This window comes from Pseudomonas putida (assembly GCF_028682395.1).
Taxonomy (GTDB): domain Bacteria; phylum Pseudomonadota; class Gammaproteobacteria; order Pseudomonadales; family Pseudomonadaceae; genus Aquipseudomonas; species Aquipseudomonas putida_AB.
Genome location: NZ_JANHLC010000002.1, coordinates 152,100 through 165,000, shown reverse-complemented (window position 1 = coordinate 165,000; position 12,901 = coordinate 152,100). Strand labels below are relative to the sequence as shown.

Genomic DNA, 12,901 nt, shown 5'->3' with positions numbered 1-12,901 from the left:
TATGGCCCGGGTTGTGGTCGTAGACGCAGCAATTTTGAGAACGAAGGCGTCCCATGAGTGAAGATGCGCAAGATGTCGTACTGGTCGTCGAGGATGACCCTTCCATCCTGATGGTCCTGGTAGCCTATCTGTCGGGCGAGGGCTACCGCGTATTGCAGGCGGAAAATGGCGAGCAGGCATTCGAGGTGCTGGCCAGCAAACCCCATCTGGATGTGATGATTACCGACTATCGGCTGCCCGGCGGGATCTCCGGGGTCATGATTGCCGAACCTGCGGTCAAGCTGCGTCCGGATCTGAAAGTGATTTTTATCAGTGGCTATCCGGCCGAGATTCGCGAGTCGGGAAGCCCTATCGCGCTGACGGCGCCGATTCTGGCCAAACCGTTCGACCTGGACAGCCTTCAGGAGCAGATCCAGCGCCTGCTGGCCTGATCCACGACCCTTTGGAGTACGACGCAACAGGCCGGCCGAGGCAATCATGCCCTCTGCCGGCTTTTGTGTTTCTGGTGGGGCCTGCGCTCGGACACGCTCACCACTTGCCGCCTAACCCTGCGACCACCACTTGGCCTCTGCTATTGCGAGTGGCTGGCGTTGCCCAGCGTTCTGTTCAGCCAGGGATTCTGTTGTGCTGTTTTTTGCCGCCAACGGCGTTGCGCAGGGTGAAGGGTGGGGGTGACACCTGTTAAAGTGCGTACCTCGACAGAATCGGCTGTCGCTGGATGTTTTTTCGGTCGGTTCCGGCTGTCTTGGCGGCCGTTAACGACACAGGTGATACCGCCCGGGTTGGCATGCTGGCGCCTCCTTGCACCCGCACCCGCTCGCTGCGCCGTATGAAATGAGGCTAACCCGTCATGGCGGAAATTCGTGACCCATCGATAGCGCTTGATCGCATCGACCAGGCAATTATCGAGGTACTGCGCCATGAAGGGCGTATCACCTACCAGAAACTTTCCGAGCGCGTGCACCTGACGCCCAGGCCGTGCCTGGAGCGCGTGCGCAAGCTGGAGCAATCGGGTGTGATCCGTGGTTACGCGGCGATTCTCGATGAGAAAAAGCTCAGCGCCGGGCTTTCCCTACTGGTGCTGGTGGCGCTGTCGAACCAGAGCGGGCGGGCGGCGCAGAAAGCCTTCGAGGCCAAGGTGCGCGGCTGTCCCCAGGTGCTGGAGTGCCATTTGATCAGCGGCGCGTTCGACTACAGCCTGCGCATGCGCTGCCGCGATATGGAGCATTACCGGGTGCTGACGGAGGTCTGGCTCGACGATCCGGACCTGCATATCGACAAGCTGGTCAGCCACCCCGAACTGGCAATGGTCAAAACTGGAATGGAATAGCCCGTTCGTGATTTCTGCAGGCGTGAGCGGGTCGTCGAGGGGAACAGGCTCGCGGCGATAGAGGCACTAGGCAGCGTGATGCACGGGTGCGCAATGATCGGTCGCCTTGCCACCGATTCGGCTGTCGACCTCGTGATTTCAGCGTTTTTGCGCCGCCGGCCACTGGCCTTCAGCCAGGTTTCAAGCGCAAGCCCATCGACAATAAGCACCCCGAATCCGCTCTGGAGTGCTCTTGATGATTGTCCGTCCTGCCACGCTTGCCGACTTGCCTTCGTTGCTACTGCTGGCCCAGAGCGCCGGTGCCGGCCTGACCACGTTGCCGGCCGACCCGGTGCGCCTGCGTCACCGCCTGGAGTGGGCTGAGAAGACGTTTGCCGGAGAGGCCGAGCGGGCCGATGCCGACTATCTGTTCGTGCTGCAGGCGCCCAGCGGCGAGGTGCTCGGGATCTGTGCCATCGCCGGTGCCGTAGGGCTGCGCGAGCCCTGGTACAACTACCGGGTTGGCCTGTTCGTGGCCGCCTCGAAAAGCCTTTCGATCAACCAGCACGTGCCGACGCTGTTTCTGGGCAACGACATGACCGGGCAATCGGAGCTCTGCTCGCTGTTTCTCGGCGCCGAGCACCGCACCGGTCTGAACGGGCGGCTGCTGTCCAAGGCGCGCTTTCTGTTTCTGGCCGAGTTCCGTGAGCATTTCGGTGACAAGGTGATCGCCGAAATGCGCGGCTACTCGGATGAGCAGGGTGTCTCGCCGTTCTGGGAAGGCTTGGGCCGGCATTTTTTCAAGATGGATTTTGCCGATGCCGATTTCCTGACCGGGCAGGGCAACAAGACCTTTATCGCCGAGTTGATGCCCAAGTTCCCGCTGCCCACCTGCCTGCTGCCGGAAAGCGCCCGGGCGGTAATCGGCCGCGTGCACCCCAACACGGAGCCGGCGTTGGGCATGCTCAAGGCCGAAGGGTTCGGCTTCAAGGACTATGTCGATATCTTCGATGGCGGGCCGCTGATCGAGTGCGCCACCGACCAGATTCGTGCGGTGCGCGATAGCCAGGTTCTGCCCCTGGGCATCGGTTCCGTAGGCGCGGGGGCCGAGGCTTATCTGATGCACAATCGCCGCTTTGCCGACTGCCGAATCAGCGCCGCCCCGGCACGGGTGGTGGCGGGGCGGCTGGTGGTCGAGGCGCACGTGGCGCAAGCGCTCGGCCTGGCGGCCGGTGACTCGGTGCGCGCAGTGGCACTGTCGGCGCGCAGTGCCGAGCGCCTGGCCGCCTAGGCGCCCTAGCGGCGCAGGTAGGCGGCGAAGTCGATATCGCCGGCGCTGAGAATGGCCTGGACGCGGTTGTGCACGTTGAGTTTGCGCAGGATCGCCGAGACGTGGGCCTTGACCGTGGTCTCGGCAATTTCCAGGGTATAGGCGATTTGTTTGTTCGACTCTCCCTTGGTCATGCGCTCCAGGACCAGCAGTTGCTTGCGGGTCAGGGCCTGCAGCAGTTCCGGCGGGAAGCTTGGGGCTTCGCTCTGGTTGCGTCGGCTGCTGGATTTCTGGGTACGGATAATGTCCGACGGCAGGTACACATTGCCATTGAGGATCTGCTCGATGGCCTCGGTCATCTGCGCCCTCGGCGAGGACTTGGTGATAAAGCCGACGGCGCCGTAGGTGATGGCCTGCAGCACGATCTGCTTGTCCTGCTCGGCGGAGACGATAACCACCGGAATGGTCGGCGCCTCGTTGCGCAGGTTGATCAGGCCATTGAGGCCATGCATACCGGGCATGTTCAGGTCGAGCAGGATCAGGTCCAGGTCGTCGTGGCTCTGGGTCAGGGCCAGGGCACTGTCCAGGTCGGCGGTTTCCATCACTTCGCTGCCGGGGAAACCGTCGCTGATGACATTGTGGATGGCTTCGCGAAACAGGGGATGGTCGTCGGCGATCAGAATCTTGTACATGGCCTTCACCTCTTAATTTTTTTGTGTGGGTAGGCGCGTTGCGCAGTGCGGTTCAGAGCAGCGGTTGGGGTTGTGCGGGGGTCACCGGCAGGCCCGCAGCCTCCCAGGCGTCGAGGCCGTCACGGTACCAGTAGAGCCGTGTATAGCCTAGCGCGCGGGCGCGTTTGATGGCATTCCAGCTAAGCCAGCAGTCGGAGCGGCAATAGAACACCACGGGATGGTCCAGGCGCCCGGCGGTCGCGGTGCGTAGGTTATTGGCAAAGTACTGCTGCCACTCGGGTGTCAGCTCGCCATCGCCGGCATTGGCCAGCCACAGGCTGTCGGGCAGGTTGGCGTGCGGCTGGTCTTCAACGAACTGGCCATGCAGCCACGGGCGTCGATACACGTCGACCAGCAGTGCTTTGGGTGTTTGTTGCACCAGGGCTTGGACTGCTGGAGTGTCGACGATCTGCGCGCCGTCGATCTGGGTCGGTGTCGGGCTGCGATAGAGGGTCAGCCGAAAGCCATCGGCGGAGAACAGCGGGGTGTCGGCCTGGACCGTCCCGCACAGGGATACCGCGACAAACAGGGCGCAAAGCAGGGTACGCATGGCAGTCGTCTCATTCTTCTTATGTGCCGTATTACAAGCCAGTGCCGATGCTTTGGGAATGCGACGATAGGCAGGTCAGGCAGTACTAAAGTAGTAGATGGGTGATGGTGCTCGGCGTTCAGCCGATCTTGCGCAAGGCGGCGTGCTGTGGGTTGAACGTCAGGACCGCGAGCACTGCGAAGAGCAGGGTCAGGCCCAGACACACGGCCATTGCCAGCAGGTTGAAGCGCTCGTACAGCGCAAAGCGCACCAGTTCCACGGCGTGGGTGAACGGGTTGAGCGTGCACAGCCAGTACAGCCATTCACTCGCCTCGCGCATCTTCCAGAGCGGGTAGAGCGCCGAGGACAGGAAGAACAGCGGGAAGATCACGAAATTCATCACCCCGGCAAAGTTCTCCAACTGACGAATGCCGTTGGACAGCAGCAGCCCCAGCGCACTGAGCAACAGGGCCACCAGCAGCAGGGCCGGCAGGGCGGTCAGTAGCCCCCAGGCGGGTGGCTGCACCCCGTAGACCCAGGCGATGGCGAGAAACGCGTAGACCTGCAGCAGGGAAATCAGCGCGGTGGCGAGCAGCTTGCTGGCCAAGAGAAAGGCCCGTGGCAGCGGGCTGGTCAGCAGGACGCGCATGCTGCCCATTTCCCGGTCGTAGACCATCGACAATGAGCCCTGCATTCCGTTGAACAGCAGGATCATGCAGGCCAGCCCCGGCACGATATAGACCTCGTAAGGAATATAGGTGTCATAGGGCTCGATGATCGCGATGCCCAGGGCCGCACGAAAACCCGCGGCAAAGACCAGCAACCACAGCAACGGTCGCACCAACGCGCTGAGAAAACGGGTGCGTTGCAGGATAAAGCGCAGCCATTCGCGCAGCACAATCCCGCGCAGGCATTGCCAGTAAGCGTTCATGGGTGAACTCCAGAGCCGGTCAATCGGGCGAAGGCGGTGCTCAGTTCACCGCCGTGGGTGGCGCTGATTTGCGTGGCCACGCCAGCGGCGACCAGCTGTCCCTGGTGCAGGATCATCAGGTCGTCGTCGGCGTGCACTTCATCGAGCAGGTGAGTGGTCCAGAGCACGCTGATCCCATCCTCCAGGCACAAGCGGCGGACATGCTGGTTGAGCGCCAGGCGGCTGGCTGGGTCGAGGCCGACGCTGGCTTCGTCCAGCAACAACAGACGTGGTTGGTGCAGCAACGCCCGGGCGATCTCGACGCGACGTCGATGGCCGCCATTGAGCGCGCGAACCTTCTCCCGGCGGCGCTCGAGCAGGTCCTGACGGGTCAACTCCAAGTCGATGCGCGCCTGGCTGTCGCGCCGTGACAGGCCGTGCAGCGCCGCATGGTAGTGCAGGTTCTGCTCCACGCTCAGGTCCAGGTCCAGGGTGCTTTGCTGAAACACCACGCCGAGCTGGCGCAGGGCCTGGCGCGGCGCGCGGCGTAACGAGTGGCCGCCGACACTGATTTCGCCCTGCTGCACATCGTAGAGCCGGGTCAGCAACGCGATCAGGGTCGACTTGCCGGCGCCATTGGGCCCGAGCAGGGCGGTAAAGCGCCCTGGCGCCAGGGCGAAATCGATCTGGCGCAAGGCCTGGCGCTGCCCATAGGCAAAGCTCAGGTCGTTGACCTGCAAGGCGTTCACGGCGTGACCACCACGCCCCACGGGTAGCGCCCGACCTTGACCGACTTGACCACCTTCAGGCTGTCTACGTCGATCACCGACACATCGCCGCTGACGCCGTTTGTCGCCAGTAACTGGCGTTGATCCGGGGTAAATGCCATCTGCCAGACGCGGCGGCCGACCAGCAGGTAGTCGAGCACCTCTAGGGTCTTGGCATCGATGACTGCGACGTGGTTGGCTGGGCCCAGGGCGACAAAGGCATATCTGCCGTCGGCACTGAGCTTGACGCCCACGGGCTGGACCTTGTCCGGGTGCACGCCCTTGACCTTGAAGTTCAGGGTCTTGATGATCGAGCGCGAGGCGACGTCGAGCACGGTCACGGTGCCGCCGATCTCTGCCGAGGCCCAGAGTTGCTTGCCGTCGCTGCTGAACTCGACAAAGCGTGGGCGTTGGTCGACCAGGGTGCTGTCGGCCAGGGTCTGGGTGCTGGTATCGATCCAGTGCAGCATGTTGGTGGTTTCACTGGTATTGACCGCCCACTTGCCGTCCGGGCTGACGGCCATGCCTTCAGGCTCGACGCCGACATCGACCTGGGCCAGGACCTTGGAGGTCTCGGTGTCGATCACGGTGACCAGGGCATCGTCTTCGTTGGAGACGTACAGCCAGCGGTTGTTGGGGTGCAGGGCGAATTGCTCGGGGTCCTTGCCGGACGGCAGTTCCTTGATGATCTTGCGCGTGGCCACGTCCATGACCTGGACTCGGTCCGAGTCGCTGGCGCAGATGTACAGCAGCTTGCTGTCGTGGGACAGCAGCAGGCCGCGCGGCCGCTGGCCGACCGCCAGGGTCTCGACCACTTGCAGCGTCTGCATATCGATCACGCTGAGGCTGTTGTCCTTTTCATTGGAGACAAATGCCGTGGCGGCCAACAGTGAGCCAGAGGCGAGCAGCAGGGCGCTGGCCAACAGGCTTTTACCGAGGGCGAGCGTGGAAGGGGCGGGGCGGGTGGGCTGATACATGGCAAGTGCCTTTTCTTGTAGTTATTGATGGGGTCGGCGCTAGCGCCTTACGGCGCGCGGTACTGGCAGGTGACTTCGGCCTGGTCGTAGCCAAGGCTGTCCATTTCATTGAAGGGGTGCAAAAAGCCGTCCTGGGGCGAGGTGGTCACCAGGGCGCGGGGCTGCACGACTGGAATGGGTTGGCGCAACTGACCGTTCCAGGGGCGGTAACTGAGCTTGCGGCCCTTGAAGCCATCCAGCGGTAACTGGTCGGACAGGGCCAAGTGGCGAATCGCCGTGGCATCGGCCTGACGTAGCTTGCTGACGGCGCTCGCCACGCTGCGCACAGCCATCCAGGCGGCGAAATCGCGGTCGTTCATCCAGCGCCCGGCGAGGGCTTCGAAGCGTTTTTGCAGTTGCGCCGCGCCGTAGGTTTCCACGGTTTTGTGCCAGCCCACCGGCGTCAGGCCCTGGGTGCCGGCGACCGGGCGCGGGTACCAGGTCTGGTAGGGCACATACTCGCCAAAGTCACCGCGCTCGTCTGCGACCAGCACCACGTCGTATTCGGCCGTCTGGGTAAACAGCGGCATATCGGCTTGGGCACTGCGGCGCTGGTCGTTGTCGAAGGACCAAGGCTTCTCGGCGACGATCTTCAGCCCGAAACGCTTGAGGGCGCGGCGCAAGGCGGCGGCATAGGCTTGGTCTTCGGCGGTCTGGCCGACGATCAACAGGCTGCGCTGCCATTTGCGCACGGCCATGAATTGGCCCAGGGCATCGGCCAGCATCGCTCGGCTGGGCAGCGTGTGCAGGACATTGTTCAGGCAGGCGGTGCTACGCAGATCATCATCGGCGCTGCCGGCGTTGAACAGCAGGCTGTCGGGCAGGGCGGCACTCAACTCACGCAGGCTGCTGCCGGGCGCGTTGATCACGAACAGGCGCAGGCCCTCGGCATGCTGGCGCTGAGCTGCTTCCAGCAGGGCCTGCGGGTTGTCGACGGTGACGCCCTCCAGGCTGTAGGACTGCTTGAGAAAACGTCCGGTGCTGTTGCTGTCGACGATGGCCAACTCGGCACCCCGCAGCCCGGCATCGGCCGGCTCGGGGATGACGTTGGACAGCAACGGGCCGGTGTCCGGACGGTAACCCAGATAGCCGATGCGCACCTGCAACGTGTCGTCGGCTGCCTGGCTGGCGGACCAGGGCGCGGCACTGGCGACGAGTGCAAGTAGCAGGGGCAGGGTGGAACGGGCGAACGGGCGCATGGCGGCACTCCACAACAGGTGGCGCCAGCATAGGAATACTTCCCGGGTCGAGGAATATGCAGAAAGTACCAGCCGGGCAGTACCAAGGTAGTAGTCCGGCCAAGCGGCAGGGCCTCTAGCATGGGCAACAGACCATAACAATAAAGAGGCCCGGCCATGCGCGTCGTCAAAGCCCTGCTGCTGCCCTTGCTCTTGATTCTCAGCATGATCGGTGTGGACAAGCTCCACGTCGGCGGCACCTTCCAACCCCAGGCTGCCCCACCGGGCTTGAGTCGCTAAACCATGTCAGCCCTGTGGCGAATCAATCTGTGGGTCAGCGGGTTCTTTTCCCTGGTGACCCTGGCGTGCCTGGTGTTGTTGCTGCATCAGGCGATCGCCGATGTGGAGCGCGAATTACGCGCCGCCGAGGCCGTGGTCGAGTACCTCGCCGAAATCGCCGAGCGCGATCCGGCCAGCCTGCAGCCGCGCCTGACTTCCAGCCTGCGCCACGTGCGGGTCACCTGGCCGCAGCCCGGTCAGCTCGGCGAAGCGCCGTCCCTGCATGGCCTCGATGCCTGGCTCGGACGCTGGTTGTTCGATGCCGAGCGCCATCCGCCGCGCAATCTGCAACTGGCTGATGGGCGCGAGGTGTCGATCAGTGTCGATCCTGGTGACGAGATCGATGAGGTCTGGGATTCCCTGCAACTGCTGTTGTGCCTGAGCGGCCTGGCGCTACTGGTCAGCCTGTTGACCATCCGCTGGGCGGTGCGCCGTGGCCTGCGTTTACTCGATGAGTTGCTCAAGGCCTTGCAGCAGGTCTCGTGCGGCCGGCTCGATGTGCGCTTGCGCAGCGAAGGGCTGCCCGAGGCGCGCCAATTGGCTACGCATTTCAATGCCATGACCGCCACCCTGGAGCAGACCCAGGCCGAAAACACGCGGCTGGCCCAGACCCTGCTGGCGGTCCAGGACCAGGAGCGCACTCGCCTGGCCCAGACCCTGCACGACGACTTGGGCCAGTACCTGGCGGGCATACGTGCGCAGGCCTGCCTGTTACGGCTGATTGCCCACCAGCCGGACACCGTGGCCAGTACCGCCGAAAGCCTGGAGCAACACTGCGAGCAACTGCAGCAGGGCTTTCGCGCGCTGATTCGCGATTTGTACCCGGTGGTGTTGCAGCACTTGCCGCTGGGCGAAGCTCTGGAGCTGCTGACCGATCAATGGCAAAGCACCCAGGGCATCGATTGCCGCCTGACCCTGGGCCGCGACTTGCCAGTGATGTCGGCACCGACCAAGGCCCATCTCTACCGCCTGTTGCAGGAGGCCCTGACCAATGTTGCCCGCCATGCCCAGGCCAGTCGCGTGCGCGTGCGCCTGCAGCAGCGCGCCGGTCGCCTGCACCTGCTGGTGCGTGACAACGGCTGCGGCGCACAGGCGCCCCAACGCCCGGGCGTGGGGCTGTACTCGATGCATGAACGTGCGCGTAGCCTCGAGGGTGAGCTACGGATCATCAGCCAGCCTGGTGCCGGATGGGCGCTGGCCTTGAACATACCCCTGGAGAACGGATGAATATCCTGATCGTCGATGACCATGCCGTGGTGCGCCAAGGCTATGCCAGCCTGTTGCGGGCGCTGTTGCCGGAGGTTCAGGTCCGCGAGGCCGCGACCGGCGAAGAGGCCCTGACGCGGGTGCAGGAAGAGATTCCCAACCTGGTGATCATGGATTTCGGGCTGCCGGGTATCAGCGGCCTGGAAACCACGCGCCGTCTGCGCCAGCGCCTGCCTCAGCTGCGGGTGCTGTTTTTCAGCATGCATGATGAGTTACCGCTGGTGCGCCAGGCGCTGGAGGCCGGGGCTTCGGGTTACCTGACCAAGAGCTCGGCGCCCCATGTGCTGATCGAAGCGGTGCATCGTACGTTGGCCGGGCATACCTATATCGAGCAGGGCCTGGCCACACAGTTGGCCTGCCATTCCCCGCGCCAGGATGCCAGCGATCCACGATTGCGCAGCATGACCCAGCGCGAGCTGGAGATCTTCGTGATGCTGGCCAAGGGCACGCCGGCACGGCTGATTGCCGAGCAGTTGTGCATCAGCGCCAAGACCGTCTCCAACTACCTGACCTTGCTCAAGAGCAAGCTGCAGGTCAGTTCCCATGCCGAACTGGTGCATCTGGGGATCGATATGGGCGTGGTGCGGATCGGGCAGTAGCCAATCAGGGTGTGCGTAGCCGTTGTCGCGCGGCTACCTCTAGGCGTACTGCGTTGGTAAAACCACAGCGGCACGATTGCCCTGGCCGACTGAGTCGCCCAGGTTACGTGTGCTGCGCACAGGGTCGCCGCCTGCCGACGGCCAAGGGGAGGGTGGGGCTTTCCAGAGGATAAACCTCGCCGCTGCCGTCAGGCGGCGTTAGGGCCGGGCAGACCCTCGGTGATCGTGGTCACGCCCAGCCCCTTGGGGTTCATGACAGCCTGGCGGCAGCGACTACCGCTCGCCAGGCGCATGCTTGCTCAGTTTTCCCAGCCGCTGGTGCAGCCCAGGCAGCCTTCCATGTAGCTGTCCTGGAAGTTCGCGTAGTGCTGGCGTGCGCCGGTCAGGTTGGCCTGTTCCAGGCTGGCTCCGCCGAACTTGGCTTCCTGCAGGTTGGCATCACGCAGGTCCGCCCCCTTGAGGTCGGCCTTGCTCAGCCAGGTCATTTCCAGGTCGGCGGCCTGCAATTTGGCACTGTGCATCTTTGCCCCGGACAGCTTGGCGAATTGCAGGTAGGCCGCGCTCAAGTCGGCGTTCTGGAACTGCGCGCCCTGGGCGAACATGCCCCAGCCCTGGATGGCGATCATCTTGGCGTCGCTGAAGTTGGCGATCCGCAGGTTGGCTTGTTGCAGGCTGGCGCGCGTCAGGTTGGCGCCGGTGAGGTTGGCCTTTTCCAGATTGGTCAGGTCGAGGTTGGCGTGACGCAGGTCGGCACCGCTCAGGTCGGCGCCGCTCAAATCCATATGGCGCATGTCCTGGTTGCGCAGGTTGGCGCCCTTGAGGTTGGCGCCCGGGCATTTGCTGCCCTCATCAATCACGCAGCCGTTGATCACCAGCGGGGCGTCGTCACCCTCGTCGCCATGTGGGGCCGCGGCAAACGCCGGGGAGAGAGCAAAGGCAAGTACAAGTGGCAGGTAATTCATGACAGGTTCTCTTCTTGTTGGCGGACACAAACGAAAACGAGCCCGCACCTACAGGTCTGTTGCGTCTCCTGTAGGAGCGAGCTCGCTCGCGATGGGCGTCCTTGGACGCCCGGGCTAAGGTGCGTTACTTGGCGGCGGTCTTGTTGTCCCAGCTTGGGATTTTGAAGACCCAGAACGAACCACCCTGTGCCACCGGCTTGGTCAGTTCAGCCATGTCGCCGCCCCACAGTGGGACCGCGCCGCCGTAACCGACGGTCACGCCGATGTACTGCTCGCCGTCCTGGTCCCAGGTGATCGGTGGCGAAACGATGCCGCTGCCGGTCTGGAATTTCCACAGCTCCTTGCCGGTCTTCGCATCGAAGGCCTTGAAGTAGCCGTCGCCGGTACCGGTGAACACCAGGTTGCCCTTGGTGGCCAGTACGCCGGCCCACAGTGGCAGCTTCTCGTTGTGTTCCCAGACGACCTTGCCGGTGGTCGGGTCCATGGCGCGCAGCGAACCGACGTGGTCCTCGTACATGCGCTTGATACGGAAGCCCATGCCCAGGTAAGCCGAGCCTTTTTTGTAGGCCGGTTGCTCGGTCCAGTATTCCTCTTTCCAGTGGTTCGCCGGTACGTAGAACAGGCCGGTGTCCTGGCTGTAGGCCATTGGGTTCCAGTTCTTGCCACCCAGGAACGGCGGCGACACCTCTACCGACTTGCCTTTGCTTTCGCCTGGCAGCGGTTTGGCCGGACGCTGGCCTTCGCGTTCAACCGGACGACCGGTTTTCAGGTCGATATGGCTGGCCCAGGTGATGTTGTCGACAAACGGGAAGGCGTTTTGCAGCTTGCCGTTGGCACGGTCGACCACATAGAAGAAGCCGTTACGGTCGGCGTGAGCCGTGGCCTTGACCACTTTGCCGTCCTTGCCTTTGTAGTCGAACAGCACCAGTTCGTTGTTACCGGAGAAGTCCCAGGTATCGTTCGGAGTGTGCTGGTAGAACCACTTCACTTCGCCAGTGCTTGGATCGACGCCCACCTGGCCGGAGGTGTAGAGGCTGTCGAAGTCGTGCGGGTTGCCGTCCTTGGAGGTCCGTGCCCAGCCATTCCACGGGCCAGGGTTGCCGGCGCCGACGATGATGGTGTTGGTTTCGGCATCGAAGCTTGCGCTCTGCCAAGGGGCGCCGCCGCCGTGGCTCCAGGCCTCGACCTTGCCGGTTTCGGTGGTCGGATCATCTGGCCAGGATGGCGCTTTGACGTCGCCGGTCGGAGTGCTGTCCTTGCCGTTCAGGCGACCCATGTGGCCTTCGACAAACGGACGCATCCAGACTTCTTCACCGGTGTCCGGATCGCGGGCGTACAGTTGGCCGACCACGCCGAATTCGTCGCCGGAGCTGCCGTGGATCAGCAGGACTTTGCCGGTGACCTTGTCTTTGATCAGCGTCGGAGCGCCGGTCATGGTGTAGCCGGCGCTGTGGTCGCCGAACTTCTTGTTCCAGACCACTTTGCCGGTGGTCTTGTCGAGGGCGATCAGGCGCGCATCGAGGGTGCCGAAGTAGATTTTATCGCCGAAGATCGCGGCACCGCGGTTGACCACGTCGCAGCACGGACGGATGTTGTCCGGCAGACGGTGGTTGTAGGTCCACAGGCGTTGACCGGTCTTGGCATCGAGGGCAAATACCCGGGAGTAGGAACCGGTGACATAGACCACGCCGTCGTTGACGATGGCCTGGGATTCCTGGCCGCGCTGCTTCTCGTCACCGAACGAGTAGGACCAGGCTGGCGTCAGCTTGAACACGTTCTTGTCGTTGACCATGGCCAGCGGGCTCCAGCGCTGGGCGTTGGTGCCCATGCCGTACTGCAGCACGTTCTTGGTGTTCAGGTGGTCGTTGGCAATGTCTTCCCACGTCACGTTCTTGGTGGCAGGTGCAACAGCAGCCTGTACCGCCGTGGCACCCAGCGACAGGCCGCCGACGAGCAGGAAGGCCTGCATGGCGACACACAGAGGTGAAAGGACGGGTAGCGATCTTATTGTCATGGTTTGCAGTT

Annotated in this window: 14 protein-coding genes; 6 read left to right on the top strand and 8 right to left on the bottom strand. The window is 63.4% G+C overall.

The genetic code is table 11. The features are described 5' to 3' along the window. Positions 1-53 precede the first annotated feature (53 nt). The 3 genes from NPS46_RS06100 to astA all read left to right on the top strand — a co-directional run bounded on the left by NPS46_RS06100 (position 54) and on the right by astA (position 2,600). The gene (locus NPS46_RS06100; RefSeq protein ID WP_274105536.1) at positions 54-431 is read left to right on the top strand and encodes a response regulator; all 378 of its coding nucleotides are present in this window, start codon (positions 54-56) and stop codon (positions 429-431) included. Positions 432-850: 419 nt separating this feature from the next. Continuing rightward, positions 851-1,330 carry an Lrp/AsnC family transcriptional regulator gene (locus tag NPS46_RS06095; protein ID WP_274105535.1) on the top strand — a complete coding sequence of 160 codons (480 nt, stop codon included), beginning with the start codon at positions 851-853 and terminating at the stop codon, positions 1,328-1,330. Positions 1,331-1,565: 235 nt separating this feature from the next. Next, complete coding sequence (astA, locus tag NPS46_RS06090; RefSeq protein ID WP_274105534.1) at positions 1,566-2,600, top strand: arginine N-succinyltransferase; 1,035 nt, start codon at positions 1,566-1,568, stop codon at positions 2,598-2,600. Between the two features lie 5 nt (positions 2,601-2,605). Here astA and NPS46_RS06085 read toward each other — a convergent pair whose 3' ends face one another. The 6 genes from NPS46_RS06085 to NPS46_RS06060 all read right to left on the bottom strand — a co-directional run bounded on the left by NPS46_RS06085 (position 2,606) and on the right by NPS46_RS06060 (position 7,731). After that, positions 2,606-3,271: a response regulator transcription factor gene (locus NPS46_RS06085; RefSeq protein WP_274105533.1), complete on the bottom strand. Its 666-nt coding sequence runs from the start codon at positions 3,269-3,271 to the stop codon at positions 2,606-2,608. Positions 3,272-3,323: 52 nt separating this feature from the next. Beyond that, positions 3,324-3,860, bottom strand: a complete 537-nt coding sequence (locus NPS46_RS06080) for a PQQ-dependent catabolism-associated CXXCW motif protein (protein WP_274105532.1) — start codon at positions 3,858-3,860, stop codon at positions 3,324-3,326. Between the two features lie 118 nt (positions 3,861-3,978). Then, positions 3,979-4,770, bottom strand: a complete 792-nt coding sequence (locus tag NPS46_RS06075; protein ID WP_274105531.1) for an ABC transporter permease — start codon at positions 4,768-4,770, stop codon at positions 3,979-3,981. Further along, on the bottom strand, positions 4,767-5,498 hold the full coding sequence (locus tag NPS46_RS06070; protein ID WP_274105530.1) for an ABC transporter ATP-binding protein: 732 nt from the start codon (positions 5,496-5,498) through the stop codon (positions 4,767-4,769). Before NPS46_RS06070 ends, NPS46_RS06075 begins: the two co-directional genes overlap by 4 nt. Beyond that, positions 5,495-6,493, bottom strand: a complete 999-nt coding sequence (locus NPS46_RS06065) for a YVTN family beta-propeller repeat protein (protein ID WP_274105529.1) — start codon at positions 6,491-6,493, stop codon at positions 5,495-5,497. The genes NPS46_RS06070 and NPS46_RS06065 overlap by 4 nt, the downstream gene beginning before the upstream one ends. A gap of 47 nt (positions 6,494-6,540) precedes the next feature. Continuing rightward, complete coding sequence (locus NPS46_RS06060) at positions 6,541-7,731, bottom strand: ABC transporter substrate-binding protein (RefSeq protein ID WP_274105528.1); 1,191 nt, start codon at positions 7,729-7,731, stop codon at positions 6,541-6,543. A 156-nt stretch (positions 7,732-7,887) separates the two neighbouring features. Here NPS46_RS06060 and NPS46_RS06055 point away from each other — a divergent pair, with 156 nt between their 5' ends. The 3 genes from NPS46_RS06055 to NPS46_RS06045 are packed head-to-tail and all read left to right on the top strand — an operon-like array spanning position 7,888 to position 9,914. Then, positions 7,888-8,010, top strand: a complete 123-nt coding sequence (locus tag NPS46_RS06055; protein ID WP_274105527.1) for a hypothetical protein — start codon at positions 7,888-7,890, stop codon at positions 8,008-8,010. 3 nt (positions 8,011-8,013) lie between these two features. Beyond that, positions 8,014-9,276, top strand: a complete 1,263-nt coding sequence (locus tag NPS46_RS06050; protein WP_274105526.1) for a sensor histidine kinase — start codon at positions 8,014-8,016, stop codon at positions 9,274-9,276. Beyond that, positions 9,273-9,914 (top strand): response regulator transcription factor, encoded by a 642-nt coding sequence (locus tag NPS46_RS06045; RefSeq protein ID WP_274105525.1) that lies wholly within the window; start codon positions 9,273-9,275, stop codon positions 9,912-9,914. The genes NPS46_RS06050 and NPS46_RS06045 overlap by 4 nt, the downstream gene beginning before the upstream one ends. 299 nt (positions 9,915-10,213) lie before the next feature. Here NPS46_RS06045 and NPS46_RS06040 read toward each other — a convergent pair whose 3' ends face one another. Together NPS46_RS06040 and exaA are read right to left on the bottom strand one after the other, a co-directional pair. Further along, positions 10,214-10,876, bottom strand: coding sequence for a pentapeptide repeat-containing protein (locus NPS46_RS06040; protein ID WP_274105524.1), 663 nt, complete (start codon positions 10,874-10,876; stop codon positions 10,214-10,216). A gap of 124 nt (positions 10,877-11,000) precedes the next feature. Then, a complete protein-coding gene (gene exaA, locus NPS46_RS06035) occupies positions 11,001-12,890 on the bottom strand; it encodes a quinoprotein ethanol dehydrogenase (protein WP_425312702.1) in 1,890 nt (629 codons plus the stop codon). Between the last annotated feature and the right edge of the window lie 11 nt (positions 12,891-12,901).

Excerpts from the sequence above, each read along its gene's own strand:
- NPS46_RS06050 (WP_274105526.1), top strand. The coding sequence starts at position 8,014 with ATGTCAGCCCTGTGGCGAATCAATCTGTGGGTCAGCGGGTTCTTTTCC.
- NPS46_RS06060 (WP_274105528.1), bottom strand. The coding sequence starts at position 7,731 with ATGCGCCCGTTCGCCCGTTCCACCCTGCCCCTGCTACTTGCACTCGTC.
- NPS46_RS06075 (WP_274105531.1), bottom strand. The coding sequence starts at position 4,770 with ATGAACGCTTACTGGCAATGCCTGCGCGGGATTGTGCTGCGCGAATGG.
- NPS46_RS06080 (WP_274105532.1), bottom strand. The coding sequence starts at position 3,860 with ATGCGTACCCTGCTTTGCGCCCTGTTTGTCGCGGTATCCCTGTGCGGG.
- astA (WP_274105534.1), top strand. The coding sequence starts at position 1,566 with ATGATTGTCCGTCCTGCCACGCTTGCCGACTTGCCTTCGTTGCTACTG.
- NPS46_RS06065 (WP_274105529.1), bottom strand. The coding sequence starts at position 6,493 with ATGTATCAGCCCACCCGCCCCGCCCCTTCCACGCTCGCCCTCGGTAAA.
- NPS46_RS06100 (WP_274105536.1), top strand. The coding sequence starts at position 54 with ATGAGTGAAGATGCGCAAGATGTCGTACTGGTCGTCGAGGATGACCCT.
- NPS46_RS06040 (WP_274105524.1), bottom strand. The coding sequence starts at position 10,876 with ATGAATTACCTGCCACTTGTACTTGCCTTTGCTCTCTCCCCGGCGTTT.
- NPS46_RS06055 (WP_274105527.1), top strand. The coding sequence starts at position 7,888 with ATGCGCGTCGTCAAAGCCCTGCTGCTGCCCTTGCTCTTGATTCTCAGC.
- NPS46_RS06095 (WP_274105535.1), top strand. The coding sequence starts at position 851 with ATGGCGGAAATTCGTGACCCATCGATAGCGCTTGATCGCATCGACCAG.
- NPS46_RS06085 (WP_274105533.1), bottom strand. The coding sequence starts at position 3,271 with ATGTACAAGATTCTGATCGCCGACGACCATCCCCTGTTTCGCGAAGCC.
- NPS46_RS06045 (WP_274105525.1), top strand. The coding sequence starts at position 9,273 with ATGAATATCCTGATCGTCGATGACCATGCCGTGGTGCGCCAAGGCTAT.
- exaA (WP_425312702.1), bottom strand. The coding sequence starts at position 12,890 with ATGACAATAAGATCGCTACCCGTCCTTTCACCTCTGTGTGTCGCCATG.